27 protein-coding genes are annotated in these 25,656 nt (G+C 74.6%); 7 read left to right on the forward strand and 20 right to left on the reverse strand.

All coding sequences use genetic code 11. The features are described 5' to 3' along the window. From LPA27_RS17080 to LPA27_RS17130, 11 genes are all read right to left on the reverse strand, one after another. Window positions 1–1,171 (reverse strand): chromosome segregation SMC family protein (locus tag LPA27_RS17080; RefSeq protein ID WP_228943211.1); only part of this gene is annotated, 1,171 nt, incomplete at its 3' end. A gap of 109 nt (window positions 1,172–1,280) precedes the next feature. Continuing rightward, window positions 1,281–2,540, reverse strand: coding sequence for an MFS transporter (locus tag LPA27_RS17085; protein ID WP_228943212.1), 1,260 nt, complete (start codon window positions 2,538–2,540; stop codon window positions 1,281–1,283). A gap of 77 nt (window positions 2,541–2,617) precedes the next feature. Beyond that, window positions 2,618–2,818 carry a hypothetical protein gene (locus LPA27_RS17090; RefSeq protein ID WP_056862355.1) on the reverse strand — a complete coding sequence of 67 codons (201 nt, stop codon included), beginning with the start codon at window positions 2,816–2,818 and terminating at the stop codon, window positions 2,618–2,620. Between the two features lie 146 nt (window positions 2,819–2,964). Continuing rightward, window positions 2,965–3,873 (reverse strand): bifunctional DNA-formamidopyrimidine glycosylase/DNA-(apurinic or apyrimidinic site) lyase, encoded by a 909-nt coding sequence (gene mutM / locus LPA27_RS17095; protein ID WP_056862354.1) that lies wholly within the window; start codon window positions 3,871–3,873, stop codon window positions 2,965–2,967. Between the two features lie 3 nt (window positions 3,874–3,876). Continuing rightward, window positions 3,877–4,647 (reverse strand): ribonuclease III, encoded by a 771-nt coding sequence (rnc, locus tag LPA27_RS17100; protein WP_056862898.1) that lies wholly within the window; start codon window positions 4,645–4,647, stop codon window positions 3,877–3,879. A gap of 1 nt (window position 4,648) precedes the next feature. After that, the gene (gene rpmF / locus LPA27_RS17105) at window positions 4,649–4,834 is read right to left on the reverse strand and encodes a 50S ribosomal protein L32 (RefSeq protein ID WP_056862353.1); all 186 of its coding nucleotides are present in this window, start codon (window positions 4,832–4,834) and stop codon (window positions 4,649–4,651) included. A 128-nt stretch (window positions 4,835–4,962) separates the two neighbouring features. After that, complete coding sequence (locus LPA27_RS17110) at window positions 4,963–5,520, reverse strand: YceD family protein (RefSeq protein ID WP_056862897.1); 558 nt, start codon at window positions 5,518–5,520, stop codon at window positions 4,963–4,965. A gap of 108 nt (window positions 5,521–5,628) precedes the next feature. Continuing rightward, entirely contained in the window at window positions 5,629–6,120 is a 492-nt protein-coding gene (coaD, locus tag LPA27_RS17115; protein ID WP_228943213.1) for a pantetheine-phosphate adenylyltransferase, read from the reverse strand. Between the two features lie 66 nt (window positions 6,121–6,186). Continuing rightward, window positions 6,187–6,756 (reverse strand): 16S rRNA (guanine(966)-N(2))-methyltransferase RsmD, encoded by a 570-nt coding sequence (gene rsmD, locus LPA27_RS17120; RefSeq protein ID WP_056904617.1) that lies wholly within the window; start codon window positions 6,754–6,756, stop codon window positions 6,187–6,189. After that, window positions 6,753–9,005, reverse strand: coding sequence for an ATP-dependent DNA helicase RecG (locus LPA27_RS17125; RefSeq protein ID WP_228943214.1), 2,253 nt, complete (start codon window positions 9,003–9,005; stop codon window positions 6,753–6,755). Before LPA27_RS17125 ends, rsmD begins: the two co-directional genes overlap by 4 nt. A gap of 19 nt (window positions 9,006–9,024) precedes the next feature. Then, window positions 9,025–10,692 carry a DAK2 domain-containing protein gene (locus LPA27_RS17130; RefSeq protein ID WP_056862349.1) on the reverse strand — a complete coding sequence of 556 codons (1,668 nt, stop codon included), beginning with the start codon at window positions 10,690–10,692 and terminating at the stop codon, window positions 9,025–9,027. A 236-nt stretch (window positions 10,693–10,928) separates the two neighbouring features. Between LPA27_RS17130 and rpmB the strand changes: the two genes are divergently transcribed. Beyond that, window positions 10,929–11,114, forward strand: coding sequence for a 50S ribosomal protein L28 (rpmB, locus tag LPA27_RS17135; RefSeq protein ID WP_056862348.1), 186 nt, complete (start codon window positions 10,929–10,931; stop codon window positions 11,112–11,114). A gap of 89 nt (window positions 11,115–11,203) precedes the next feature. Here the strand turns inward: rpmB and LPA27_RS17140 are convergent, their stop codons facing one another. Further along, a complete protein-coding gene (locus LPA27_RS17140) occupies window positions 11,204–12,199 on the reverse strand; it encodes a thiamine-phosphate kinase (protein WP_056904620.1) in 996 nt (331 codons plus the stop codon). Window positions 12,200–12,346: 147 nt separating this feature from the next. Here LPA27_RS17140 and LPA27_RS17145 point away from each other — a divergent pair, with 147 nt between their 5' ends. Both LPA27_RS17145 and LPA27_RS17150 read left to right on the forward strand, forming a co-directional pair. Beyond that, on the forward strand, window positions 12,347–12,583 hold the full coding sequence (locus LPA27_RS17145) for an Lrp/AsnC family transcriptional regulator (RefSeq protein ID WP_056862346.1): 237 nt from the start codon (window positions 12,347–12,349) through the stop codon (window positions 12,581–12,583). Window positions 12,584–12,723: 140 nt separating this feature from the next. Next, window positions 12,724–13,677 (forward strand): D-alanine--D-alanine ligase family protein, encoded by a 954-nt coding sequence (locus LPA27_RS17150; RefSeq protein ID WP_228943215.1) that lies wholly within the window; start codon window positions 12,724–12,726, stop codon window positions 13,675–13,677. A 42-nt stretch (window positions 13,678–13,719) separates the two neighbouring features. Here LPA27_RS17150 and LPA27_RS17155 read toward each other — a convergent pair whose 3' ends face one another. Next, window positions 13,720–14,799 carry a D-alanine--D-alanine ligase family protein gene (locus LPA27_RS17155; RefSeq protein WP_228943216.1) on the reverse strand — a complete coding sequence of 360 codons (1,080 nt, stop codon included), beginning with the start codon at window positions 14,797–14,799 and terminating at the stop codon, window positions 13,720–13,722. Window positions 14,800–14,810: 11 nt separating this feature from the next. Then, window positions 14,811–16,226: a UDP-N-acetylmuramoyl-tripeptide--D-alanyl-D-alanine ligase gene (locus tag LPA27_RS17160; protein WP_228943217.1), complete on the reverse strand. Its 1,416-nt coding sequence runs from the start codon at window positions 16,224–16,226 to the stop codon at window positions 14,811–14,813. Between the two features lie 63 nt (window positions 16,227–16,289). Here LPA27_RS17160 and LPA27_RS17165 point away from each other — a divergent pair, with 63 nt between their 5' ends. Further along, a complete protein-coding gene (locus tag LPA27_RS17165; protein WP_228943218.1) occupies window positions 16,290–17,369 on the forward strand; it encodes a trans-sulfuration enzyme family protein in 1,080 nt (359 codons plus the stop codon). Between the two features lie 49 nt (window positions 17,370–17,418). Here LPA27_RS17165 and LPA27_RS17170 read toward each other — a convergent pair whose 3' ends face one another. Both LPA27_RS17170 and LPA27_RS17175 read right to left on the reverse strand, forming a co-directional pair. After that, on the reverse strand, window positions 17,419–18,438 hold the full coding sequence (locus LPA27_RS17170) for an NAD(P)H-dependent glycerol-3-phosphate dehydrogenase (RefSeq protein WP_056862341.1): 1,020 nt from the start codon (window positions 18,436–18,438) through the stop codon (window positions 17,419–17,421). Next, the gene (locus LPA27_RS17175; RefSeq protein ID WP_228943219.1) at window positions 18,435–19,187 is read right to left on the reverse strand and encodes a lysophospholipid acyltransferase family protein; all 753 of its coding nucleotides are present in this window, start codon (window positions 19,185–19,187) and stop codon (window positions 18,435–18,437) included. The genes LPA27_RS17170 and LPA27_RS17175 overlap by 4 nt, the downstream gene beginning before the upstream one ends. 82 nt (window positions 19,188–19,269) lie before the next feature. On the opposite strand from LPA27_RS17175, the gene cofC reads away from it, so the two are divergent. Beyond that, window positions 19,270–19,914 (forward strand): 2-phospho-L-lactate guanylyltransferase, encoded by a 645-nt coding sequence (cofC, locus tag LPA27_RS17180; protein ID WP_228943220.1) that lies wholly within the window; start codon window positions 19,270–19,272, stop codon window positions 19,912–19,914. A 91-nt stretch (window positions 19,915–20,005) separates the two neighbouring features. Here the strand turns inward: cofC and LPA27_RS17185 are convergent, their stop codons facing one another. Continuing rightward, on the reverse strand, window positions 20,006–20,827 hold the full coding sequence (locus tag LPA27_RS17185; RefSeq protein ID WP_324251273.1) for an alpha/beta hydrolase: 822 nt from the start codon (window positions 20,825–20,827) through the stop codon (window positions 20,006–20,008). 107 nt (window positions 20,828–20,934) lie between these two features. Between LPA27_RS17185 and LPA27_RS17190 the strand changes: the two genes are divergently transcribed. Continuing rightward, window positions 20,935–21,681: a GNAT family N-acetyltransferase gene (locus LPA27_RS17190; protein ID WP_228943221.1), complete on the forward strand. Its 747-nt coding sequence runs from the start codon at window positions 20,935–20,937 to the stop codon at window positions 21,679–21,681. A gap of 69 nt (window positions 21,682–21,750) precedes the next feature. Here LPA27_RS17190 and leuD read toward each other — a convergent pair whose 3' ends face one another. Further along, window positions 21,751–22,356, reverse strand: a complete 606-nt coding sequence (leuD, locus tag LPA27_RS17195) for a 3-isopropylmalate dehydratase small subunit (RefSeq protein ID WP_056862337.1) — start codon at window positions 22,354–22,356, stop codon at window positions 21,751–21,753. Window positions 22,357–22,387: 31 nt separating this feature from the next. Then, window positions 22,388–23,803 carry a 3-isopropylmalate dehydratase large subunit gene (gene leuC, locus LPA27_RS17200; RefSeq protein WP_228943222.1) on the reverse strand — a complete coding sequence of 472 codons (1,416 nt, stop codon included), beginning with the start codon at window positions 23,801–23,803 and terminating at the stop codon, window positions 22,388–22,390. Between the two features lie 237 nt (window positions 23,804–24,040). Between leuC and LPA27_RS17205 the strand changes: the two genes are divergently transcribed. Next, on the forward strand, window positions 24,041–24,766 hold the full coding sequence (locus LPA27_RS17205; RefSeq protein ID WP_056862335.1) for an IclR family transcriptional regulator: 726 nt from the start codon (window positions 24,041–24,043) through the stop codon (window positions 24,764–24,766). A gap of 255 nt (window positions 24,767–25,021) precedes the next feature. Here the strand turns inward: LPA27_RS17205 and LPA27_RS17210 are convergent, their stop codons facing one another. Further along, window positions 25,022–25,501 carry a methylated-DNA--[protein]-cysteine S-methyltransferase gene (locus LPA27_RS17210; RefSeq protein ID WP_056862334.1) on the reverse strand — a complete coding sequence of 160 codons (480 nt, stop codon included), beginning with the start codon at window positions 25,499–25,501 and terminating at the stop codon, window positions 25,022–25,024. Window positions 25,502–25,656: the final 155 nt, after the last annotated feature.

Here is a 25,656-nt window from a genome sequence, read left to right on the forward strand (position 1 = left end):
CGAGGCCTTCGCGGCGGTCGGCCGCAGCCCGTTGCAGACCCGCCACGCGCCGGTCCTCCGCGGCGGCGGCCTCCTCGGCCGCCGTGCGGTCGGCGACGGCCCGGTCCATCGCGGCGCGTCGCTCCTCGACCTCGGCCGCGCTCTCCTGCTCGCGCGCACGGGCCCGCCCGGCCTGCTCCTCGAGCTCCTCGGGGTCGCGGCCCGAGGGCTGCTCGGGCGCCGCGCCGGCGGCATTGCGCACGCGCTCGGCGGCCAGCGACTGGGTGCCCCGCAGCCGCTCGCGCAGGCCCGAGAGGGCGAACCACGTCTCCTGGGCCGCCGACAGCGCCGGGAGGTCCTCGCGCAGCGCCGCCTCGAGAGCCGCCTCGGCCTCGCGGGTCTCGGCGAGGGCCGCCTCGAGCCGGGTCCGGCGCTCCAGGAGCACCGACTCGTCGGCCAGCTCCTGCTCCAGCGACGTGCGGGCGCCCACCAGGTCGTCGGCCAGCAGCCGCGCCCGGGCGTCGCGCACGTCGGCCTGCACGGTCGCCGCACGGCGGGCCACCTCGGCCTGGCGGCCCAGCGGCTTGAGCTGGCGACGGATCTCGCTGAGCAGGTCGGTCAGCCGCGTGAGGTTGCCGTCGGTGGAGTCGAGCTTGCGCAGCGCCTTCTCCTTGCGCTTACGGTGCTTGAGCACCCCGGCGGCCTCCTCGATGAAGCCGCGCCGGTCCTCCGGCGTCGCGTGCAGGATGGTGTCGAGCTGGCCCTGCCCGACGATGACGTGCATCTCGCGGCCGATGCCGGAGTCGCTGAGGAGCTCCTGCACGTCGAGCAGGCGGCAGGTGCTGCCGTTGATGGCGTACTCCGAGCCGCCGCTGCGGAACATGGTGCGGCTGATCGTCACCTCGGCGTACTCGATCGGCAGCGCGCCGTCGGAGTTGTCGATGGTGAGGAGCACCTCGGCGCGCCCCAGCGGTGGGCGGCCCGAGGTGCCGGCGAAGATGACGTCGTCCATCTTGCCGCCGCGCAGCGACTTCGCGCTGGCCTCGCCCATCACCCAGGCGAGGGCGTCCACGACGTTGGACTTGCCCGAGCCGTTGGGCCCGACGATGCAGGTGATGCCCGGCTCGAGCTGGAGCGTGGTGGCGGACGCGAAGGACTTGAAGCCCTTCAGGGTCAGGCTCTTGAGGTACACCACGGGCTCCTCGGTCGTCGCGTCCGGACGGGCACGGGGCCGTCTCGACGGCCACGTGGGGGAAGCCCGGCGCCCGTCACCCTACCGGCGGCCGACTCCAGCCGGCGGGTCAGACGTCGTCGAGCGGCGCGGTGCGCGCGTCGGCGTGGGCGATGTGGCTGAGCTGGCGCCACAGCGCGACCACGAGCACCGCCGAGCCGACGAAGGCGAACCAGAAGGGGGCGGTGACCCCGAACCCCTGGGCCAGCGCCCCACCGAGGGCCGACCCGATCACCAGGCCGCCGTAGACCCCGACCAGGTTGACGCTGCCCACGCGGCCCTGGAGGCGGGCGGGCACGGCCCGCTGGCGCACGGTGATGGAGGTGGTGCCCCAGATGAAGGCGTGGGCGCCGAAGACGAAGAAGATCGGCAGGGCCACCCGAGGGTCGGTGGTCAGGGCGAGCCCCAGGTGGGTGAGGGTCTCGACCACCAGCCCCACGCGCATGAGGTCGCCCAGGCTGACCCGGCGCGTGATCCAGCCGTAGGACAGTGTGCCGAGCAGCCCGCCGACGGCACCCACCGTCGCGACCAGGCCGAAGCCGACCGCGCCCAGCCCCAGCCGCTCGGTGGCGTAGAGCACCAGCACCGACCAGGCGGCGCCGAAGGTGACGTTGAAGGCGAAGATGGTCAGCACGAGGGTGCGCACGGCCGCGTGGTGGCGCACCCACCGGAAGCCCTCGCCCACCTCCGCCCGCAGCCGCCGGTCGGCGCGCGGCACGTCGGTCGGCGCCGGCCGGTGCGGCAGCACGAGACGCGAGAGCAGCAGGGCCCCGAGGGCCACGAGCACCGCCTGCGCGGCGAACGGCCACGCCGCGCCCGCCGCGAAGAGCGCGGCGCCCAGCGGCGGGCCCGCGAGCTGGTTGACGGTGATGAAGCCGGTCTGCAGCCGGGCGTTGCCGACCGCGAGGTCGTCGCGGTCGACCAGCATCGGCAGGATCGTGCTCGAGGCGTTGTCGGCGAACATCTCCGCCGTGCCGAGCAGGAAGAGCGCGACGAGGACCAGACCGATCGAGACGGCGCCGGTGAGGACCGCCGTGGTCAGCAGGGCCAGGACGCCGCAGCGCACGAGGTCGACGGCGATCACCAGCCGCCGGCGGTCGACGCGGTCGGTCAGCGCCCCGGCGTAGAGACCGAGCAGCAGCGGCGGCAGCCACTGCACCAGCGCCGCCAGCGCGACCAGGAACTCCTGGTCGGTCTGCGAGGCGACCAAGAGCGGCCCGGCGGCCAGCACGATCCCGTCGCCCAGGTTGCTGGTCCACGAGGAGGCCAGGAGCCACCGGTAGCCCGGGCCCAGCCGACGGGGCACGACGATCTCGACCAGGCTGCTCACGGGGTCAGGACGCTAGCGCTCCGCCCCGCGGTCGGCACGCGGGTTTCCGGCCGGCGTGCGCCGACCGGTGCGGCGGGTCAGGCCGGCTGCATCTCCTGGGTGTGCGCGGCGTCGAGGATCTCGGCGGCGCGCGAGGCGACCAGGCGGTCGTTCTCCTCGCTGAGGCGGACGACGAGCGACTCCAGCTCGGCCACCCGCGCGCGCAGTCGCGCGTTGTCGGAGGCGAGACGCGGGTCGCGCAGGTCGCTGCTCATGTAGCCGATCAGCGCCTTGGCCATGGCTTACCTTCCGGAGGTGGGTCTGGGTGCGTGCGGTACGACCCTGAGAGGGCCGTCTACAAGAGTCCCACCGGTGCCCCGCAGGGTCAATCCGAGCGCACAGGCGGGGCCTGGTCGGGCCCGGTCGGGCCTGGTCGGGGTCGAGCTCAGTCGGGGGCGGGCAGCGCCGGCCCGGCGAGCGGCCCCGGCGCCCGCCGACGCCGCGGCGCCGGCTGGCAGACGGGGCAGAAGAACGAGGAGCGGTTGGTGAACGCCACGCGTCGGATCGGCGTGCCGCACCGCTCGCACGGCTCGCCCTCGCGTCCGTAGGCGTGCAGCGAGCGGTCGAAGTAGCCCGACTCGCCGTTGACGTTGACGTAGAGGGCGTCGAACGACGTGCCTCCCTGCGCGAGGGCGTCGCCCATGACCTCGCGGGCGTGCGCGAGCAGCTCGACGACCTGGCCGCGCGTGAGCCGCTCCCCCGGCCGCTCGCCGTGGATGCGCGCCCGCCACAGCGACTCGTCGGCGTAGATGTTGCCCACCCCGGAGACCAGCCCCTGGTCGAGCAGCAGCCGCTTGACCGCCGAGCGGCGGCGGCGCACCGCGGCGACGAAGGCGTCGTCGTCGAAGGCCGGGTCGAGCGGGTCGCGCGCGATGTGGGAGATCTCGGGCGGGAGGACGGCGCCGCCGACCGAGATCGACAGCCCGCCGAACATGCGCTGGTCGACGAAGCGCAGCTCACGGCCCTCGTCGGCCCCCGCGAGCCGCAGCCGCACGCGCAGGTGCCGCTCGGCCGGGGCCTGCGGCGGCTGCACCAGCATCTGGCCGCTCATGCCGAGGTGCGCCACCAGGGCGTCACCGGTGTCGGCGTCGTCGAGGGGGAGCCACAGGTACTTGCCGCGTCGGCGGGCGCCGACGATGCGGCGGCCGGTCAGGTCGGCGGCGAAGCCCGCGGGGCCGGCCGCGTGCCGGCGCACCGGGCGCGGGTGGAGCACCTCGACGTCGGTGACGGTGGCGCCCACGACGTGGCGCTCGAGGCCCGCGCGGACGACCTCGACCTCGGGCAGCTCCGGCACGGGTCAGGCGTCGGCGTCGGCGTCGGTGGGCGCGACGACCTCGCCGACGGCCTCGGTGACGGCGACGGTCGTGGGGTCGACGACGCCGAGGGCACTGGCGATCTCGCCGTACGCCGTCTCGGCGGCCGCCTGCTCGGCCTCCTTCTTCGACCGGCCGTTGCCGTTGCCGTAGAGCCGGTCGGCGACGCGCACCTGGGCGGTGAAGGTCTTCATGTGGTCGGGGCCGTCGTCCTCGATGACGTACTCCGGCACGCCGAGGGTGTGCTCGGCGGCGAGCTCCTGCAGCGAGGTCTTCCAGTCCAGCCCGGCACCCATCGCCGACGCCGCCTCGATGAGCGGGTCGAAGAGACGGTGCACGACGCGCGCCGAGGTCTCGAAGCCCCCGGGTGACATGTGCACCGCGCCGATGACCGCCTCGACGGTGTCGGAGAGGATCGAGGCCTTGTCGCGACCGCCGGTCGACTCCTCGCCCCGACCGAGCTTGACGTGCTCGCCCAGCCCGATCGCGCGCCCGACCTCGGCCAAGGCGCGTGCGTTGACCACCGCGGCCCGGAGCTTGGCCAGACGGCCCTCCGAGAGGTCGGGGTGGGTGACGTAGAGCTGCTCGGTCACGACCACGCCGAGCACCGAGTCGCCCAGGAACTCCAGGCGCTCGTTGGTCGGCAGGCCGCCGTTCTCGTACGCGTAGGACCGGTGGGTCAGGGCACGCTCGAGCAGCTCGGGGGCCAGCTCAGGGTCCCCGAGCGCTGCTCGGAGCTCGGCGTAGTCGTTCAGATCAGAGGACCTGACGACGCTCGGCGCGCGCGCCGTACTGACCGCAGGTGGCGCAGGCGCGGTGGGGCAGGTGCTTGGCACCGCAGGCCGGGTTGGCGCAGGTCACCAGGGTGGGGGCGACGGCCTTCCAGGCCGAGCGACGGTGACGCGTGTTGCTGCGCGACATCTTCCGCTTCGGGACAGCCACAGTTCTCTCCTCTACCAGGGCCGGCAGGTCCGGCTCGCTGTGGAGCACCCGGGATGGGCACTCCGGTCGTTCGGTGGGTGGTGCGGGGTTGGTGCACGATCGGTGCACCGTACTGCCTCGGCGCCGGGTCAGTCGCCCCGGGGAGCCTCGTCTTGCTGGAGCGCGGCCAGGCCGGCCCAGCGGGGGTCGATCGGTTCCTCGTGCGAGTGGTCCGGATCGTCGGCGAGGCGGGCACCGCACTCGGTGCACAGCCCCGGACAGTCGTCGCGGCACAGCGGCTGGAACGGCAGTGCGAGCACCACCGCGTCCCTCAGCTGGGGCTCCAGGTCGACCAGGTCGTCCTCGAGCCGACTGACCTCGTCGTCCTCGTCGTGCGGGGTCTGGTGCTGCTCGTAGACGTACAGCTCCTGGAACGTCACCTCGATCTCGTCGGAGATCGGCTCCAGGCACCGCGCGCACTCGCCCTCGAGCGTGGCTCGCGCCTCGCCCGTCACCAGGACCCCCTCCATGACCGACTCGAGGCGCAGGTCGAGGTCGACCGGCGCACCCTCGGGGACATGGAGGACTTCGATGCCGAGATCTGCTGGGGCTGGGACCTGACGGGACACCTGACGCTGGGACCCCGGGCGGCGGCCGAGCTCGCGGGTGTCGAGCACGAGCGGCGCTCTCGGGTCCAGGCTCTTCAGGGTGTCACTTCCGGTTCCAGGCACAACAGATCGTCGGGAATCGTAACCGCCGCGGGGGTGGCGGACCAAAACGCAGCTCCGGCCCTCCCCCGCAGGTCACCAGGCAGGTCACCGGGCCGCGGCGTTCTCCGCGATCCGGGCCCGCAGCCGCTCGTCGACGAAGGCCGGCACCAGCGTGGAGACGTCGCCGCCGAAGGTCGCGACCTCCTTCACCAGGCTCGAGGCCAGGAAGGAGAACTCGGGGCTGGTCGGCACGAAGACGGTCTCGACGTGGCTGAGGGAGGCGTTCATCTGGGCCATCTGCAGCTCGTAGTCGAAGTCGCTCACCGCGCGCAGTCCCTTGACGATGGCGTGGACCCCGTGCTCGGAGCAGAAGGTCGTCAGCAGCCCGCTGAAGCCGTCGACGCGCACGTTGGACCAGGGCGCGCAGGCCTCGCGCAGCATGTCCATGCGCTCCTCGGCGGTGAACATCCGGTTCTTCGAGGCGTTGACGCCGACGGCCACGACGACCTCGTCGAAGAGCGAGGCGGCACGCCCGACGATGTCGAGGTGGCCCAGCGTGACGGGGTCGAAGGATCCGGGACAGACGGCTCGGCGCACGCGCCACTCCTCGGGGTCGGGTGGGGGGGCAGGGGTGGGGATCGGGGTCGTGCTCGGGTCGTGGGGTCAGTCCGGCTCGGGGGCGTGGGCCGTCCACACGGTGGTCTCACCGTACGTGCGGCGCCGCACGTCGTCGAAGCCGTCGGGCCACGTCGGCTCGGGGCTGCGCGAGGAGCGCTCCACGAGCACGAGCGCGCCGGGCACCAGCCACTCGTGCTCGACCAGGGCGGCGAGGTCGGCGGCCACGGCCTCCTCGGGCAGGGGGTAGGGCGGGTCGGCGAAGACCAGGTCGTAGGGCGCCACCGCGGGCCGCGACAGCACGCTGGCCACGGGGGCGGCCCGCACGTCGGCGCGGGGGAACCCCAGCGTCCGCGCGTTGGCCGTCACCAGGGCGGCGGTGCGGCGATCGGACTCGACCAGCGTGACGAAGCCGGCGCCGCGCGACCACGCCTCGAGCCCGACCGCGCCGGAGCCGGCGTAGAGGTCGAGGAAGCGCAGGCCGTGCAGCGAGCCGCACCACGACTCCATGACCGAGAAGAGCGCCTCGCGGACCCGGTCGCTGGTGGGACGGGTGGCGGCCCCGCGGGGCGTGGCCAGGCGACGACCACCCGCGCTGCCCCCGATGATCCGGGTCACGAGCGCTCCATCCAGTCGGCGCGCACCGAGTCCTCGAGCGCGCGCACTGCGGCGGCCACCTGCGGCACCCCGTCGAGGTCGGGGTCGTCGTCGAGCAGGCTCCCGGCCGCCGCGCGCGCGGCGAGGATGGTGTCCTCGTCGCGCAGGACCCGCAGCGTCTCGAGGCTGGAGCGGCCACCCGACTGCGAGCGGCCCAGCACGTCGCCCTCGCGTCGGGTCTCCAGGTCGACCTGGCTCAGCTCGAAGCCGTCGGTGGTGGCGGCGACCGCGTCGAGCCGCTCGCGCGCCGGTCCGGGCAACGTGTGGGTGACCAGCAGGCACAGCCCGGGCAGGCCGCCGCGCCCGACGCGCCCGCGCAGCTGGTGGAGCTGGGAGACCCCGAACCGGTCGGCGTCGAGCAGCACCATGGTGGTGGCGTTGGCGACGTCGACACCGACCTCGACCACGGTGGTGGCCACGAGCACGTCGACCTCGCCGGCCGCGAAGGCCGTCATCGTGCGGTCCTTGTCCTCCGGTGTCATCCGGCCGTGCAGCGGCTCGACCCGCAGGTCGGCCAGGGGGCCCGCCCGCAGCTCGGCCAGCACCTCCTCGACCGCGCTGAGCGACGGCGGGCGGGCCAGGGGCTGCCCGTCCTCGTCGAGGTCGACGGCGTCCTGCCCGCCCTGCTCGACGACGTCGCCGCTGATGCGCGGGCACACGACGTAGACCTGGTGGCCGGCGGCGACCTCCTCGCGCACGCGCTGCCAGACCCGGTCGACCCAGTGCGGCGCCTCGGCCACCGGCACGACCGTGGTCTGGATGGCCGCGCGCCCGGCCGGCAGCTCGGCGAGCGTCGAGACCTCCAGGTCGCCGAAGACGGTCATCGCCACGGTGCGCGGGATGGGGGTCGCGGTCATCACGAGCACGTGCGGCGGGCTGCCGGCCTTGTCGGTGAGCGCCGCACGCTGCTCGACGCCGAAGCGGTGCTGCTCGTCGACGACGACGAGCCCGAGGTCGTCGAGCTGCACGGTGTCCTCGAGCAGCGCGTGGGTGCCGATGACGATGCCGCTCTCGCCGCTGGCCAGCCGCGAGAGCGGGGCGGTGCGCTGCCGCTTGGTCATCGAGCCGGTGAGCAGCTCGACGCCGGTGGCCTCGGCGGCACCGCCGAGCATGCCGCCGCCGGCGAGGTCGCCGAGCAGTGCGGTGATCGAGCGGTGGTGCTGCTGGGCCAGCACCTCGGTGGGCGCCAGCAACGCCGCCTGGCCGCCGGAGTCGACGACCCGCAGCATCGCGCGCAGCGCCACCAGGGTCTTGCCCGAGCCGACCTCGCCCTGCAGGAGGCGGTGCATCGGCACGGGACGGGCCAGGTCGGCCTCCACCTCCGCCCCGACGGCGCGCTGGCCCTCGGTCAGCTCGAAGGGGAGGCGGGCGTCGAAGGCGGCGAGCAGCCCTCCTCCGCCGGCGCGGACCTGCGCCCCCTGCGCCTGCAGCGCCCGGCGGCGACGGCCGAGCACCAGCTGGGTGACCAGGGCCTCCTCGAAGCGCAGGCGGTGCTGGGCGCGCGTGACCTGCCCCCAGTCGTCGGGCAGGTGGATCCAGCGCAGGGCGGTGGCGCGGTCCAGCACGCCGTGCTCCGCGCGCAACGGCTCGGGCAGCGCGTCGGGCGGGTCGTCGAGCACCGAGAGGGCGAAGGTGATCGCGCGCTGGAGGTCCCAGGAGTCCACGCCCTTGATCGCGGGGTAGAGCGGGTAGAGGGCACGCAGCGCCTCGAGCTCGAGGGGCTGGCGACCCTCCTGGCGCTTCCGCTCGAGGTCGCGCCCCTCCTCCTCGCTGAAGAGCACCATCTGCGGGTTGGTCAGCTGCCACTGCCGGTTGAAGATCGTGGCCTTGCCCTGGAAGATCCCCCGCCGTCCCACCTCGAGGCGATCGGCGTGCCACTGGGCGACGCCCTTGCGCTTGGAGAAGAACGTCATGCGCAGCGGCGGCCCGTCGGTCTCGACCGTCACCTCGACGCGGAAGGCCGGCTTGCCGGTGCGGCGGTCCTCGTAGGGGATGACCCTCGTGGCGACGACCCGGCCCACGACGACGAGCACCTGGCCCTCCTCGACGTCCTCGACGAGGGTGAGTTCGGCCGTGCGGAGGTAGCGCCGCGGCAGGTGGTGCACGAGGTCGCCGACGGTGCGCAGGCCCAGCTTGTCCACGACGAGGTCGCGCTTGGCCTTGTCGGCGTTGCCGAGCACCGTCTCGACCGGGGAGTCAGGACCGATCACGAGAACAGCCTCCTCGCCCTCACTCGACCGACACCAGGAGGGGGTAGCGGTCCTGGCCGCCGTCGTAGACGACGACCTCGACGGTGGGGTGCTGCTCCTCGAGCCACCCGGCCACCCGCGTGGCCAGGGATCCCTCGGGGTCGTCGACCCCCGCCACCACCGTGACCAGCTCGCCGCCGCTGGCCAGCAGCCGGTCGAGCACCTGCGTGGCGACGTCGAAGGCGTCGGAGCCGACGACCACGAAGTCGCCCGCGACGACGCCCAGCACGTCGCCGGGCTCGCAGGGCCCGGCCATGGTCATGGCCTGGCGCGCCGCCACCGTGACCGCACCCTGGCGCACGTGGCGCGCGGTCGCGGTCATCTCGCGCACGTCGCGGTCGAAGCCGCGCCCGGGCTCGTGGACCGCCAGGGCGGCCAGCCCCTCGACCTGGGCGATCGTGGGCACCACGGCGACCCGCAGACCGAGGTCCTGGGCGGCGGTGGAGGCCGCCACCTCGGCCACCCGCACCGACGCCTCGTCGTTGGGCAGCAGCACGACCTCGGCGGCGCCGCTGGCCTCGATCGCGGCGAGCACCTCGCCAGTGGAGGGCCGACGACCGGGCCCCCCGGCCACGACGACGGCCCCGGCCTCCTCGAAGAGCCGCGTCAGGCCCGCACCGGCCGAGACGGTCACGACCCGCCTGCCGCTGCGCGAGGCCGCGCCGACGGGGGTGGTCGCCGCGCCCGCGCGCTGCTCGGCGAAGTGGGTGACCCGGATCCGGTGGGGGCGACCGGCGTCGATGCCCGCCTCGATCGCCGCGCCGACGTCGTCGACGTGCACGTGGACGTTCCACAGGGGGTCGCCGCCCACGACGACCAGGGAGTCGCCCAGCCCGCCGAGGCGCGCCCGCAGCTCCGGCACACGCTCGGCCGTGGTCTCCAGGAGGTACATCACCTCGTAGGACGGCCCGTCGGCGGCCAGCGCGTGACCGCCCGGACCGAGGTGGGGCACCGGGATGGTGCGGGCGGCCCCCAGACCGCTCGCGACCGGCACCGGGCGCCGGCCGGTGAGGACGGTCTCGGCGGCGTCGAGCACGACGCTCAGACCACGACCGCCCGCGTCGACCACACCCGCCTCGCGCAGCAGCGGCAGCTGGTCGGGCGTGGCGGCCAGCGCTGCACGCGCCGCCGCCGCGGCCGCGGCGAAGACGTCGCGGGCACGGGCGCGGGGCTCCTCGGCCCGGAGCACCGCGGCGTCACCGGCGGCACGGGCGACGGTGAGCATCGTGCCCTCCACGGGCTCCCCCACGGCGGCGTAGCTGGCGGCCGCCGCACGGCGCAGGGCGTCGGCGACGACGCGGGCGTTGGTCTCCTCGGAGGTCGCGGCGAGCAGGCGCTCGACGATCGCGCGCAGCATCTCGCTGAGGATGACGCCCGAGTTGCCGCGGGCCCCCAGCAGCGCGCCGCGCCGCAGCGCCTCGAGGGCCTCCACCACGTCGGCGTCGGACCGGTCGGCCACCGCCTGCCGCACCGCCTCGCGCGCCGCGGAGACGGTGAGGTGCATGTTGGTGCCGGTGTCGCCGTCGGGCACGGGATAGACGTTGAGCGCGTCGACCTCCTCGCGCGCGGCCGCGAGGGCGTCGACCGCGACGTCGACGAAGCGCAGCACGACGGCCAGCTGCACGTGGCCGCTGCCGGGGACTTCCATCGACTCACCTCGGGTCGGGCTGCCGGGGCAGCGGACGGGGCACCCGGACCGGATCGTCGCCCGGGGGGTGCGGGGCTTAGGCTAGATCAACGCACCGACGCCGCTCGCGCGGCTCGGTCGGCTCGATTCGCCCGTGCCCGGAGACGTCGGATACTCTGGTGCGGCTGCCCGCTCGACCGGGCCCCTCGAACGTCGTTCGAACCTCATCTCTAGCAATCGATCTACAGGAGTTCACGGTGGCTGCCGTCTGCGACATCTGCGCCAAGAAGCCTGGCTTCGGCAACAACCGGCCGTGGTCGCGCAAGATCACGAAGCGACGCTTCGACCCCAACATCCAGCGCGTCCGTGCCAAGGTCAACGGCACCCCGAAGCGCCTCAACGTCTGCACCGGGTGCCTCAAGGCCGGCAAGGTCTCCCGCTGACCCAGCGCAGCACCCACGCCTCGACAGGGGCCGTCACCTCGCGGTGACGGCCCCTTCGTCGTTCACCGGGGCCTCAGAGGACCGGGGCCTCAGAAGTGGGTCCACCCGGTCGGCCCGTCGTAGGCGGCGCCGTCGAGGGTGACGCCGGAGCCCTCCCCCACCGTGCCGATGGGCGTGAAGCCCTCCGGCAGGTCCGCCCCCGCCGGGAAGGTCGCCAGCAGCGCGTGGTCGTCACCGCCGCCGAGCACGAAGGAGAGCGGGTCGGCGCCCAGCGCGGCACCGACGGCCTGGAGCGGCTCGGCCAGGTCGAGCGCGGCGCGCTGCACGTCGACGGCCACCCCGGAGGCCCGGGCCAGGTGCCCGGCCTCGGCCAGCAGGCCGTCGGAGACGTCGATCATCGCCGTCGCCCCGGCGTCGGCGGCGGCCGGACCGGCGTCGTAGGGCGGCTCGGGGCGGCGGTAGGCCTCCACGAGCACCCGCGGCGAGCGGAAGCCGCGACCCAGCACCGCCAGGCCCCCCGCGGCCCAGCCCTGGCGTCCCGCGAGCGCCAGGACGTCGCCGGGACGGGCGCCGGAGCGCAGCACCGGCGCGACCGTGCAGACCCCCATGACGGTGACCGCCACGACGACCTGGTCGGCGCGGGTCAGGTCGCCGCCCACGACGCTGGCCCCGACCAGCGCGCACTCGTCGGCGAAGCCCTGGGCGAAGTCGAGCGCCCAGGCGACCTCCAGGTCGGCCGGGGCCGCCAGGCCGATCGTGAGCGACGTGACGCGCCCGCCCATGGCGTTGACGTCGGAGATGTTCTGCGCCGCGGCGCGGTGGCCGATGTCGGCGGCCGAGGCCCACTCGCGGCGGAAGTGACGTCCCTCGACCATGAGGTCGGTCGACACCACGACGTGCCCGGTGCGCACCCGCAGCACGGCGGCGTCGTCGCCCGGGCCCACCAGGACGTGCTCGCCCTGCGGGAAGCGGCGTACGAGCTCCTCGATCAGGCCGAACTCGCCGGCGTCGGCCAGCGTGGCCCCGGGCGGGAACGACGGCTGGGACGACGGGCCGGACGAGGGGACGGACGACGGGGGTGTCATGGCCCCATCCCAGCAGACGCGGGGACCGTGGCGCGGACCGGTGACGGTCGGGTACCCGGCGCGGCGGTGGGGGCGGTAGGTTGACCGCGAATCGTCTGCGTGAGCAGATCCACCGACCAGCAGAGTCGCTGTAGAGGGAGAACCACCATGGTCGTCCAGGCGTACATCCTCATCCAGACCGACGTCGGCAAGGCCGCCGAGGTGGCCACGGCCATCGCGCAGGTCAAGGGTGTGACCCTCGCCGAGGACGTCACCGGGCCCTACGACGTCATCGTCCGCGCCGAGGCGCGCAACGTCGACGAGCTCGGCAAGCTCGTGGTGGCCAAGGTGCAGACCCTCGAGGGGATCACCCGCACCCTCACCTGCCCCGTCGTGCACATCTGAGGCAGCCGCCTCCCGCCCCGCACCGACGGGGCACCGACCGCACGACCGACGCCCCGCGCCCCCGACGGCACGGGGCGTCCGTCGTGTCCGGGACGGCGGCACCCGCCGCCGGCGACCGGGCGGTGTGGGACCCTCGTGCCATGAGCGAGGACTTCCCGGGCCCCGTCGCCGTCATCGCCGGCGGCCTCAGCCACGAGCGCGACGTCTCCCTGGCCAGCGGCCGCAACCTGGTGCGCGAGCTGCGCGCCCAGGGCGTCGAGGCGCACGCCTACGACTTCGACCGCAACCTGATGCACGCCCTGGAGCGCGACAAGGTCGCGGTCGCCTTCCCCGTGCTCCACGGGCAGTTCGGGGAGGACGGGGAGATCCAGACCCTGCTGGAGCTCCTCGGCCTGCCCTACGTCGGCTCCTCCAGCAACGCCTGCCGCGTGGCCTGGGACAAGGGCACCGCCCGCGAGCTGATGCGCCGGACCGGCATCCCGGTGCCGCAGAGCGTCGGCCTCTCGGCCCAGACCTTCCGCGACATCGGCGCCAACGCGCTCATGGAGCACGTCATGACCCGCCTCGGCGACCGTGTGGTGGTCAAGCCCACCCGCTGCGGCAGCGCGCTCGGCGTCACCGGCGTCGACGGCATGGGGGCGCTGCCCTCGGCCCTCGTGGGCAGCTACGCCTACTGCGACGACGCGCTCATCGAGCGCTTCCACCACGGCGTCGACGTGAGCGTCGTCTGCGTGGAGCGCCCCGGCGGTCTCGAGGCGCTCATGCCGGTGTGGGTGGAGTACGAGAAGGGCCACGAGTTCGACTTCAGCGCCCGCTACACCGCGGAGTACGTCTCGCTCTCCCGCGCGCCCTTCACCGACGAGCAGGTCGCCGAGATCGGCCGCACCGCCGTGGAGGCCCACCGCGTGCTCGGCCTCAGCGGCGTCTCCCGCTCCGACTTCATCGTCGAGCCCGACGGCTCCTTCGTCGTGCTCGAGACCGCGATCACCCCCGGCATGACCGAGACCTCGGTGATGCCCTACGCCTGCACCCACAGCGGCACCTCGCTGGGCGAGGTCGCCCGCGACCTGCTGCGCGGCGTCGTCGCGGGCTGAGCCCGGACGCCGGGCTCGAGCCCCTGACGCCCGGGCCGGGCCTCAGCGCAGGCCGACCGGGCGCTCGAGGGCGAGCTGGATGAGCTCCCCGACGAGGTCGGTGTAGGCCAGGCCCGAGGCCTCCCACATCTTGGAGTACATCGAGATGGGGGTGAAGCCGGGCATCGTGTTGATCTCGTTGATCACGACGTCGCCGTCGGGGGCCACGAAGACGTCGACGCGAGAGAGCCCCTCGCCCCCGATGGCCTCGAAGGCCTGCACGGCCAGGGCGCGCACCCGCTCGGCGACGTCGTCGGGCAGGTCGGCCGGGGCCTGGGTGCGGGCCTGGGAGTCGGAGAGGTACTTGGCCTCGAAGTCGTAGAAGTCGGCGGCGTCGTGGTCGACCACGATCTCCCCCGGCACCGACGCGCGGGTCGGGCCCCCGGCGCGTCCGCCGAGCACCGCGCACTCGATCTCGCGACCGGCGAGCGCCTGCTCGACCAGGACCTTGGGGTCGTGGGCGCGCGCCTCCTCGATGGCGTCGGCCAACCCGGTCAGGTCCTCGACGCGCGTCACGCCGAGCGAGGAGCCGGCCCGGGCGGGCTTGACGTAGACCGGGAACCGCAGCTCGGCCTGCACCCGGTCGACCACCGCGGAGGGGTCCTGCTCCCACGCACGCGGCAGCACCACGACGTAGGGCCCCACGGGCAGGCCGTGGCCGGCGAAGACCAGCTTCATGTAGTGCTTGTCCATGCCCACCGCGGAGGCCAGCACACCGGCCCCGACGTAGCGCACGCCGGCGAGCTCGAGCAGGCCCTGGATGGTGCCGTCCTCGCCGTAGGGCCCGTGCAGCAGCGGGAACACCACGTCGACCGGGCCGGCCTCGCCGAGGCTGGCCAGCGCGGGCCCGGCGTCGGTGGTGACCTCGGGCAGCCGGTCGGCGGCCAGCTCCCAGCGGGCGGGGTCGTCGGGGGCCAGCACCCACTGCCCCTCGCGGGTGATCCCGACGGGCAGTACGTCGTAGGTGTCGCGGTCGATCGCCCTCATCACCCCGGCGGCGGTGGCCGCCGAGATCGCGTGCTCGCCGGAGCGGCCGCCGAAGACGAGGGCCACCCGGACCTTCCGGGGAGGGGTCTCGGTCATGGTCCGCGACCCTACTGAAGGCTCGCGGCCACCTCGTCGAGGCGCGCCCCGCGGGAGGCCTTGAGGAGAACGGCGTCACCTTCCGCGACGTGCTCGCGCAGCCACGCGACGGCCGCGGCGTTGTCGGGCAGCAGCACCGCGCGCTGCCCGGCGCCGGCGGCGATGCCCTGCGCGGCGGCACCCACCACGACCACGACGTCGACGCCGCGCTGCGCGGCGTAGGAGCCGACGGCGCGGTGCTCCTCGGGCGCTGCCTCCCCCAGCTCGCGCATCTCGCCCAGCACCGCGACGGTGCGCCGCACGGCCGGGTCGGCGCCGAGGGAGACCAGGGCGTCGACGGCGGCCCGCATCGACTCGGGGTTGGCGTTGTAGGAGTCGTTGAGCACCACGACGCCGTCGGCGCGCTCGGTGAGCTCCATGCGCCACTGCGAGAGGGCCTCGACGGCGTCGAGCGCCTCGCCGACCTGGGCGGGGCTGACGCCGGCCGCGAGCGCGGCCGCGGCCGCGGCGGCGGCGTTGAGCGCCTGGTGGGCGCCGACGAGCCGCAGCGTGACGGGCACGTCGCCCTGCGCGGTGGCCAGGGTGAAGGAGGGCCGGCCGAGCCGGTCGAGCCGCAGCCCCCCGACCCGTACGTCGGCGCCCTCGGCCTCGCCGAAGCTCACCACCGCGCCCCGCGTGCGGGAGGCCATCGCGGCGACGCGGTGGTCGTCGGCGTTGAGCACGGCGGTGCCCTCGGCGGTGAGGGCCTCGACCAGCTCGCCCTTGGCCTCGGCGATGGCCTCGCGCGAGCCGAACTCGCCGAGGTGGGCCTGGCCGACGTTGAGCACGACGGCGACGTCGGGGCGCACCAGGGCGGTGAGCTCGGCGATGTGGCCGCGCCCGCGGGCGCCGAGCTCGAGCACCAGGTAGCGGGTGTCGGGCTCGACGCGCAGCGCGGTGAGGGGCATGCCGAGCTCGTTGTTGAAGGACCCGCGCGTGGCCACCGTCGGGGCGGCGTGGGCCAGCACGGCGCCGAGCAGGTCCTTGGTCGAGGTCTTGCCCTGCGAGCCGGTGATGCCGACGACGGTGAGACCGCCCGCGCGGCGGACCTGCTCCACGACGTGGGAGGCGAGGCGCTGCAGCGCCGCGCGCGCATCGGGCACGACCACGGTCGGCAGCGGGGTCGGACGGCTGCCCAGCACCGCCACGGCGCCGGCCTCGCCGGCCTGCGCGGCGTGGTCGTGGCCGTCGGAGCGCTCGCCCACGAAGGCGACGAAGAGGCTGCCCGGACCGGCCTCGCGCCCGTCGATGACCACGGGGCCGGTCACGGTGGTCCCCGCCCCGGCCACCGCCCCCGGCTCGGCGCCGGTCGTGCCGCCGGCGCCGGCGGGGAGCACGACCTCCCCGCCGACCACCGCGGCCACCTCGGCCAGCGACAGGGCGATCACAGGGCTGCTCCGGGCGCGGTCCCGACCTTCGACGTCATGTCGCGTGACCCTAGTCTGGACGTCATGGCCGACCACCCCCAGCCCGCCGAGCTCCGCCCCTCCACCGTCGCCGTGACGGCCGGTCGCCCGCCGCGGGAGGCCGACCAGCCGCTCAACACCCCGATCACGATGGCGTCGACCTTCGTCGCCGGCGGGGACCGGGAGTACGGCCGCTGGGGCAACCCGACCTGGCAGGCCTTCGAGGAGGCCCTGGGCGCGCTCGAGGGCGGCCGGGCGCTGTCGTTCTCCTCGGGCCTGGCCGCCGTCGCCACCGTGCTCGACCTGGTCGGGCAGGGTGCGAAGGTCGTGGCCCCCCGCACCGCCTACAACGGCACGATCCTCCAGCTGGCCGACCTCGAGGCGCGCGGGCGCGTGGTCACCGACCTGGTCGACGTCACCGACACCGCGGCCTGCGTGGCCGCCTGCGACGACGCGGCACTGGTGTGGCTGGAGTCGCCGACCAACCCCTCCCTCGAGGTCGCCGACATCGAGACGATCGCCGCCGCGGCCCACGAGGCCGGCGCCTACGTCGTCGTCGACAACACCTTCGCCACCCCCCTGCTGCAGCAGCCGCTGCGCCTGGGCGCCGACCTGGTGGTCCACTCGGCGACCAAGTACCTCGCCGGGCACAGCGACGCGCTCATGGGGGCGATCGTCACCGCCGACGACGAGCTCCTCGGCGTGCTCAAGGGCCGCCGCGACCTGCTCGGCGCCGTGCCCGGCACCCTCGAGGCCTACCTCGCCCTGCGCGGCCTGCGCACCCTGCACCTGCGCGTGGAGCGGGCCCAGGCCAACGCCGGGGAGCTGGCGCGACGGCTGCGCGAGCACCCCGCGGTCGGCGAGGTGCGCTACCCCGGCTTCGGCGGGATCGTGTCCATCGTGCTCGCCCAGGGTGCCCTCGCCGCCGACCTGCTGACCCGCAAGACCTCGCTGTGGGTGCACACCACCAGCCTCGGCGGGGTGGAGTCGACCTTCGAGCGCCGTCGTCGCTGGAAGTCGGAGCCCGCCAGCGTGCCCGACGCCCTGGTGCGGCTCTCCGTGGGCATCGAGGACGTCGAGGACCTCTGGGCCGACCTGGGCCGGGCCCTGGACGACCTGGGCTGAGGCGACGCCCGGGCCGGGGACCGGGCCAGGAGCGCCCGCGCCGGGCGGGTCAGTCGGTCTCGGCCTTGGTGTCGCGGGCGATGAAGGAGTTCATCATCTCCTGCGTGGTCAGCCGGCCGGCCACGACGTCGTCGACGTGCTCGGCGATCGGGGCGTCGACGCCGTGGCTGGCCGCCAGCGCGCGCAGCGAGGAGCAGGACTTCGCGCCCTCGGCGACCTGGCGGGTCGAGGCGTAGATCTCCTCCACCGTCATGCCCTGGCCGAGCTTCTCCCCGAAGGTGCGGTTGCGCGAGAGCGGCGAGGAGCAGGTGGCGACGAGGTCGCCGAGGCCCGCCAGCCCCATGAGCGTGAGCGGGTTGGCACCGAGGCGCGTGGCCAGGCGCGCGGTCTCGGCCAGCCCGCGGGTGATGAGGGAGGCCGTGGTGTTGTCGCCGAAGCCGAGGCCGACCGCCATCCCGACGGCCAGGCCGATCACGTTCTTGTAGGCCCCGCCCAGCTCGCAGCCGACGACGTCGACCGAGGTGTAGGGGCGGAAGGCCGGTGAGTGGCAGCGCTGCTGCAGCCGCTTGGCCACCGACTCGTCGGCGCAGGCCACCACGGAGGCGGCCGGCTCGCGCCGCGCGATCTCCTTGGCCAGGTTGGGCCCGCTGATCACCGCGATCCGCTCGGGGCCGGCGCCGGTCTCCTGCGCGATCACCTCGCTCATCCGGTTGAGGGTGCCGAGCTCGACGCCCTTCATCAGCGACACCAGCACCGCGTCGTCCTCGACGTAGGGCGCCCAGGTCGCGAGGTTGGCCCGCAGGGTCTGCGAGGGCGTGGCCAGCACGACCACGTCGGCGCCGTGCAGCGCCTTCTCGACGTCGTGGGTCGCGCCGATGCCCGCGGGCAGCTCCACACCGGGGAGGTAGTCGACGTTCTCCCGGCTCTCGTTGATCGACTCCGCGACCTCCTCGCGACGCGCCCACACCGTCACGTCGTTGCCGGCGTCGGCGAGGACGATGGAGAACGACGTGCCCCACGAGCCGGCGCCGAGCACGGCGACCTTGCCGGAGCTGGAGCCGAGGGTCATGCGGAGTCCTTCCGGTGGGGGTGGTCCGCGCGGGCGCGGCGCAGGTCGAACCGTACGTCGGGGGCCCGCTCGCCGCGGACCTCCTCCACGAGGTGGGTGAGGGCGTCCATGATCCGCTCGGTCGCGCGGGCGACGGCCTCGGGGGTCGCGCCCTGGGCGACGAGGTCGGCGAGGTCGACCGGCTCCCCCACGAGCATCGTGACCTGCTTGCGCGGCACGAGGTGGGGCCGGTGGGAGTAGGGCGCCAGGATCTCCTGGGCCCCCCACTGGCCCACGGGCACGACCGGGCACCCGGTGGCCAGCGCGATCCGGGCCGCGCCGGTCTTGCCGGTCATCGGCCACAGCCCGGGGTCGCGGGTGATCGTGCCCTCGGGGTAGACGACCACGACCTCGCCCTGCTCGACCGCGCGCACGGCCGCGGCGTAGGCGCCGACGGCCTCCCGGCTGAGCCGCTCGACGGGGATCTGGCCCGTGGCCCGCATGATCCGACCCACGAAGCGGACGCGGAACAGGCCCGACTTGGCGAGGTAGCGCGGGACCCGGCCGTGGTCGTGCACCAGGTGGGCCGCGGTCAGCGGGTCGACGTGGGAGATGTGGTTGAGCACCAGCAGGCAGCCGCCCTCGGCGGGGATCCGCTCACCGCCGCGCCAGTCGCGGCGGGTCGTGGCGAGCAGGGCCGGCTTCACGACGGCCACCGCGAACCTCCAGGCTCCCCCCGGCGGACGGGCGTGCTTGCGGACGACACTCACAGGCGCACATTACTCGCCGGTGACCTCGGCCACACCGCAGGTGGGCCCCGGACGCGCCAGGGCTGCTGGGAGGATGGGGGCGATGTCCGTCCTTCCTGCGGTCCACGCCGTCCTGCTGCCCGTGAAGCCCCCGGCCGTGGGCAAGTCGCGCCTGCTCGGCGTCAGCGACGAGGGCCGCCGCGAGCTGGCGAAGGCCTTCGCGCTCGACACCGCACGCGCGTGCGTGGCGGCGGCGCGGGTCGCGAGGGTGCTCGTGGCCACCGACGACGTCCGGCTCTCCCACGCGTTGGCGCGGCTGGGCTGCGCGGCGATCCCCGACGGCACCACCAGCGACCTCAACGCCACGCTGCGCCTCACAGCGGCCGAGGCGCGACGTCGCTGGCCCGACCTCGAGCCCGTGGCGCTGTGCGCCGACCTGCCCGCCCTTCGCCCCGGCGACCTCGACGCCGCGCTGGGGGCGCTCGTGCCCGGCGGGGCGTCGTTCGTGGCCGACGCCGACGGCGTCGGCACCACGCTCTACACCGCACCCCACGCCGACTTCGCCCCGTCCTACGGCGAGGGGTCGCGCGAGGCCCACCTCGCGGCGGGCGCGCTGGAGGTGCGCGGCGACCTGGTCACCCTGCGCCGCGACGTCGACGACCTCGACGACCTCGCCGTCGCGCTCGGCCTCGGCGTGGGCCCGGCGACCTCGGTCGCGGCGCGCCGGTGGGGGCTGGCGCCCGGCTGAGTCGTCAGTCGCCGACCCCGGCCCCGGGACCCCGGGAACGGCGACGGCCCTCCCCGCAGCTGCGGGGAGGGCCGTCGTGGTGCGAGCAGGCTCAGCGGGCCAGGAAGTCCAGCAGGGCCTTGTTGAACTCGGCGGCGTGGCTGACGTTGAAGCCGTGGGGGGCGTCGTCGACGACGACCAGCTCGGCGCCGTCGACGGCCTCGGCGGTGCGCTTGCCGGACACCTCGAAGGGCACCGTGGCGTCACCGGAGCCGTGGATGACCAGGGTCGGCACCTTCACCTTGGCCAGGTCGGCGCGGAAGTCGGTGCGGCCGAAGGCGCCGATGCAGTCGACGAGGGCCTTGTCCTCGGCCTTGGTCTCGAGGGCCAGGGCCTCCTGGCGCTGCGCCTCGGTGACCTTGAGGGTGCCGTCGACGGAGAAGAAGTCGGTGGTGAAGCCGTCGAGGAAGCTCTCCCGGTCGTCGCGGGCGCCCTGCTGCATCTCCTGCACGGCCTCCTCGGGCAGGCCGCCGTCGGGGTTGTCGTCGGTCTTGAGCAGGTAGGGCGGGACCGCGGCGGCGAAGACGGCGGAGTGGACGCGCTCGTCGCCGTAGGTGCCGAGGTAGCGGGCGATCTCGCCGCCACCCATCGAGAAGCCGACGATGGTGACGTCGGAGAGGTCGAGACCCTCGAGCAGGCCCTTGAGGTCGGCGGCGAAGGTGTCGTAGTCGTAGCCCTCGCCCGGCTTGTCGGAGTCGCCGAAGCCGCGCCGGTCGTAGGTGACGACGCGGTAGCCCGCGTCGGTGAGCGCGGGCACCTGCTCCGACCAGGAGGCGCCGCTGAGGGGCCAGCCGTGGATGAGCACGACCGGGCGGCCGGTGCCGCCGGTGTCGGTGTACTCGAGGGTGATGCCGTTGCTGGGGATCGTGGTCACGACGTGTGCCTTTCGTAGGTGACGTCTGTCGCTGCCCATCGTTCGTCGGGTCCGGCCGGAATGGTCCCGCTCACAGGGGTGAGTGGCCGCTGCCTAGGGTGAGGCGGGTGCACCCCGCCACCGCCGCCGCCGTCGACCGCTCCTACGCCCGCGTCTTCGGCGTCGACGAGGAGGACCTCTGGTGCGACCTCACGGTGCGCACCCACCGCCGACTCGGCGACTACCCCGGCTGGTACGTCGCCTGGCGCGGCGACGGCGTCCACGTCTCCTCCCCCGCCGACGCCCCGGCGGTCGACGCCGGCATGCTCGCCGGCTGCGAGATCCCCGAGCTGCAGGACGTCGCCTTCTGGCGTCGCTTCGCCGACGAGCGTGGTCTGCGGCTGGTGGGGCCCGCGACCCACACCTACCTCGACGCCGACCCCCTCGCCCGGGGTGGGCGGGTCGGCGACGGACCGGCGGACGGGGACGGGGCTGGGGACGGGGACGGGGTCGTGGCGCTGGACGCCGCGCAGCGCGAGCAGCTGCGCACCACGGTGCCGGCCGCCGAGTGGGAGGAGTCGGGCTGGCCCGACCGCCCCGCCCTGGCGTGGGGTCTCGTCGTCGAGGGCCGGGTCGTCGCGGCGGCCAACCTCCGGCCGGTGGACGGCGCACCGCTCGACGTCGGCGTGCTGGTGGCGCCGGCGCACCGCGGGCGCGGTCTCGCCGAGCGGGTCGGGCGCCACGCGGCGTCGTGGGCGGTGCGCCACCACGGCCACGCCCGGTGGAGCAGCCGCGACGACAACGCCGCCTCGCTGGCGACGGCCCGCCGGATCGGCTTCGAGACCTGGTGCGCGCAGGTCGCCGTACGCCCCTGACGCGCGCGACCCCGCCCGCGGGTGCGGACGGGGTCGCGGCGGTGGTGCCCGGGTGGTGCCCGGTCGGGCTCAGGCGTGGAGGGTGGCGGGCTTCCAGCGGGGGCGGGTCTGCTCGTAGGCCGTGATGTCGTCGGCGTGCCCGAGGGTGATGCCGATGTCGTCGAGGCCCTCGAGCAGGCGCCAGCGGGTGTAGTCGTCGATGTCGAAGGAGTCCTCGATCGCGTCGGGACCCTCACCGGCGCGCACGGTGCGCGACTCGAGGTCGACGGTGACGGTGGCGCCGGGCTGGGCCTCGAGCAGGTCCCAGAGCTTCTGGACGACCTTCTCGTCGACCTGGGCGGCCAGCAGGCCCGCCTTGCCGGAGTTGCCGCGGAAGATGTCGGCGAAACGGGAGGAGACCACGGCCTTGAAGCCGTAGTTCTGCAGCGCCCAGACGGCGTGCTCGCGCGAGGAGCCGGTGCCGAAGTCGGGGCCGGCGACGAGCACCGAGCAGCCGGCGTAGGCCGGGTCGTTGAGCACGAAGTCGGGGTCGTTGCGCCACGCGGAGAACAGCCCGTCCTCGAAGCCCGAGCGCGTCACGCGCTTGAGGTAGACCGCGGGGATGATCTGGTCGGTGTCGACGTTGCTGCGGCGCAGCGGCACGCCGACGCCGGTGTGCTGGGTGAACTTGTCCATCGGAGGCCTTTCAGGTCGGGCGAGGTCGGCGTCAGGCGAGGTCGGCGGGCGAGGACAGGGTGCCGCGCACCGCGGTCGCGGCGGCGACGGGGACCGACACCAGGTGGGTGCGCCCGCCCTTGCCCTGCCGGCCCTCGAAGTTGCGGTTGGAGGTCGACGCGCTGCGCTCGCCGGGCTGCAGGGTGTCGGGGTTCATGCCCAGGCACATCGAGCAGCCTGCGCCGCGCCACTCGGCGCCGGCGTCCTTGAAGACGACGTCGAGGCCCTCCTGCTCGGCCTGCAGGCGCACCCGCACCGAGCCCGGCACGACCAGCAGCCGGGTGTCGGGGTCGACCGTGCGGCCCTTGATGATCTCGGCGGCCAGGCGCAGGTCCTCGATGCGGCCGTTGGTGCAGGAGCCGACGAAGACGGTGTCCACCTTGACCTCGCGCATCGGGGTGCCGGCCTCGAGGCCCATGTACTCCAGGGCCTTCTGGGCCGCGTCGCGGTCGGACTCGTCGTCGTAGGACGCCGGGTCGGGCACCGCCGAGCCCAGCGGGACGCCCTGGCCGGGGTTGGTCCCCCAGGTGACGAAGGGCGTCATCTCCGCGGCGTCGAGGACGATCTCCTTGTCGTACTCTGCGTCGTCGTCGGTGACGAGGGTCTTCCAGTGGGCGACCGCGGCATCCCAGTCCTCGCCCTTCGGCGCCTCGGGACGGCCCTCGATGTAGTCGAACGTGGTCTGGTCGGGTGCGATGAGACCGGCCTTGGCGCCCCACTCGATGCTCATGTTGCACACCGTCATCCGGCCCTCCATCGAGAGCTCCTCGATGGCCTGGCCGCGGTACTCCACGATGTAGCCCTGGCCGCCGCCGGTGCCGGTGTGCGCGATGAGGGTCAGCACCATGTCCTTGGCGGTGACGCCCGCGGGGAGGCTGCCGTTGATCGTGACCGCCATGGTCTTGGGCTTGGCCTGCATGAGCGTCTGGGTGGCCAGCACGTGCTCGACCTCCGAGGTGCCGATGCCGAAGGCGATCGCCCCGAAGGCGCCGTGGGTGCTGGTGTGGGAGTCACCGCACACGATGGTCATGCCGGGCTGGGTCAGGCCCAGCTGCGGGCCCACGACGTGCACGATGCCCTGCTCGATGTCACCGAGGGGGTGCAGCCGCACCCCGAACTCCTCGGCGTTGCGGCGCAGCGTGTCGACCTGGGTCTTGGAGACCGGGTCGGCGATCGGCTTGTCCCAGTCGACGGTCGGGACGTTGTGGTCCTCGGTGGCCAGGGTCAGGTCGGGGCGACGCACCTGGCGACCGGCGAGGCGGAGCCCGTCGAAGGCCTGCGGGGAGGTCACCTCGTGGATGAGGTGGAGGTCGATGAAGAGGAGGTCGGGCTCCCCCTCGGTCGAGCGGACGACGTGCTCGTCCCAGACCTTCTCGGCCAACGTCCTGGCGGTGCGGGTGGCACCCATGGCTCACTCCCTCGTGACGACTGCAGTGCGGTGCGGCACGGCGACAGGCGTCGCCGGCGGGAGGACCAGCGTACGACGCGCGTCCCATTGTGTGAGACTCGGGTCTTGGCATGCGAGACGCAGGCGGCGTCGGGTCCGCCGGGGCGCGGCACGCCCACCCACGGTGTCGGCCAGGTCACAGCGCCGACTTGGCGCCGGGAGGTTGCATCCCATGATCTGAGACGCGAGTATTGCCATATGGACACCAGCGGAGTGGGCGTGCTCGACAAGGCCGCCATCGTCCTGACCGCTCTCGAGGCCGGGCCGGCCACCCTGGCCGGCCTCGTCACGGCCACAGGACTCGCGCGGCCCACGGCGCACCGCCTCGCCGTGGCGCTCGAGCACCACCGGCTGGTGGCCCGCGACATGCAGGGCCGCTTCGTGCTGGGACCGCGTCTGGCCGAGCTCTCGGCCGCCGCCGGCGAGGACCGCCTGCTGGCCACCGCGGGCCCCGTGCTCGCGCGGCTGCGCGACATCACCGGGGAGTCGGCCCAGCTGTGGCGCCGGCAGGGCGAGCACCGCGTGTGCGTGGCCGCCGCCGAGCGACCCTCCGGCCTGCGCGACACCATCCCCGTCGGCTCGCAGCTCACGATGCGCGCCGGCTCGGCCGCCCAGGTGCTGCTGGCCTGGGAGGACCCCGAGCGGATGCACCGCGGCCTGCAGAACGCCGCCTACTCCGCCGCCGCCCTCTCCGGCATCCGCCGCCGCGGCTGGGCCCAGTCGGTCGGCGAGCGCGAGCAGGGCGTCGCCTCGGTCTCCGCGCCGGTGCGCTCCCCCAGCGGCAAGATCATCGCCGCCGTCTCCGTCTCCGGCCCCCTCGAGCGGCTCTCCCGCCAGCCCGGCCGTATGCACGCCCCCGCCGTCCTCGCCGCCGCCGAGCGGCTCTCCGAGTCGCTGCGGCGGGCTGCGGCCGAGTCGGCCTGACCCGCTGCGGGTTTCGCCAGCCGGCTGGCGAAACCCGCACCTGTCGGCCCACGCGTCGGCCGACAAGTGCGGGTCCGGGCCGACCGGTGTGACGCATGGGGTACGCGGGGCGTGCCGCGCCGCTCCCCACGCCGCTCGCGGGTTTCACCGGCCGGCTGGCGAAACCCGCACCTGTCGGCCCGCGCGTGGGCCGATGAGTGCGGGTCCGGGCCGACCGGTGTGACGGGTGGGGCGTGTGGGACGGGCGCGAGCGGCTCAGAACAGGCCGGGCCGCTCGAGGCCCAGGAGGAGCTGCTTGCGCTCGAGGCCGCCGGCGTAGCCGGTGAGGCTGCCGTCGGCGCCGATCACGCGGTGGCACGGGATGACGATCGGGATCGGGTTGCGCCCGTTGGCCAGTCCGACGGCGCGCGAGGCGGCGTTCGTCATGCCCAGCCGGTGGGCGACCTGACCGTACGACGCGGTCTCGCCGAAGCCGATCTCGCGCAGCGCGGCCCACACCCGCTGCTGGAAGTCGCTGCCCACCGGGGCGAGCGGGAGGTCGAAGGCGGTCAGCCGGCCGGCGAAGTACGCCGAGAGCTGCGCGACGGTCGCGGCGAGGACCGGGTGGTCGTCGTCGCGCTCCCCGCGGTCGTGACCGGTGGCGTCGCTCCACGGGGCGAACTCGATCGCGCTCAGCGCGCCCCCGGTCTCGACCAGGCGCAGCGGCCCGACCGGGGTGTCGGTCTCGGTCCACATCTCAGGGCTCCTCGGTGGTCGTGGCGGTGCTCGTGGCGGTGCTCGTGGCGGTGCTCGTGGCGGTGCTCGTGGCGGTGCTCGTGGCGGTGCTCGTGGCGGTGCTCGTGGCGGTGCTCGTGGGGGTGGTCGCGGCGGCGCTCCTGGCGGTGCTCGTG

The organism is Nocardioides sp. Leaf374, from assembly GCF_916862475.1.
In the GTDB taxonomy this organism is placed as follows: domain Bacteria; phylum Actinomycetota; class Actinomycetes; order Propionibacteriales; family Nocardioidaceae; genus Nocardioides; species Nocardioides kribbensis.

Excerpts from the sequence above, each read along its gene's own strand:
- LPA27_RS17145 (WP_056862346.1), top strand. The coding sequence starts at position 12,347 with ATGGTCGTCCAGGCGTACATCCTCATCCAGACCGACGTCGGCAAGGCC.
- LPA27_RS17130 (WP_056862349.1), bottom strand. The coding sequence starts at position 10,692 with ATGGAAGTCCCCGGCAGCGGCCACGTGCAGCTGGCCGTCGTGCTGCGC.
- LPA27_RS17165 (WP_228943218.1), top strand. The coding sequence starts at position 16,290 with ATGGCCGACCACCCCCAGCCCGCCGAGCTCCGCCCCTCCACCGTCGCC.
- LPA27_RS17170 (WP_056862341.1), bottom strand. The coding sequence starts at position 18,438 with ATGACCCTCGGCTCCAGCTCCGGCAAGGTCGCCGTGCTCGGCGCCGGC.
- LPA27_RS17140 (WP_056904620.1), bottom strand. The coding sequence starts at position 12,199 with ATGACACCCCCGTCGTCCGTCCCCTCGTCCGGCCCGTCGTCCCAGCCG.
- LPA27_RS17205 (WP_056862335.1), top strand. The coding sequence starts at position 24,041 with ATGGACACCAGCGGAGTGGGCGTGCTCGACAAGGCCGCCATCGTCCTG.
- LPA27_RS17155 (WP_228943216.1), bottom strand. The coding sequence starts at position 14,799 with ATGACCGAGACCCCTCCCCGGAAGGTCCGGGTGGCCCTCGTCTTCGGC.
- LPA27_RS17090 (WP_056862355.1), bottom strand. The coding sequence starts at position 2,818 with ATGGCCAAGGCGCTGATCGGCTACATGAGCAGCGACCTGCGCGACCCG.
- leuC (WP_228943222.1), bottom strand. The coding sequence starts at position 23,803 with ATGGGTGCCACCCGCACCGCCAGGACGTTGGCCGAGAAGGTCTGGGAC.
- leuD (WP_056862337.1), bottom strand. The coding sequence starts at position 22,356 with ATGGACAAGTTCACCCAGCACACCGGCGTCGGCGTGCCGCTGCGCCGC.
- LPA27_RS17210 (WP_056862334.1), bottom strand. The coding sequence starts at position 25,501 with ATGTGGACCGAGACCGACACCCCGGTCGGGCCGCTGCGCCTGGTCGAG.
- cofC (WP_228943220.1), top strand. The coding sequence starts at position 19,270 with ATGTCCGTCCTTCCTGCGGTCCACGCCGTCCTGCTGCCCGTGAAGCCC.
- LPA27_RS17150 (WP_228943215.1), top strand. The coding sequence starts at position 12,724 with ATGAGCGAGGACTTCCCGGGCCCCGTCGCCGTCATCGCCGGCGGCCTC.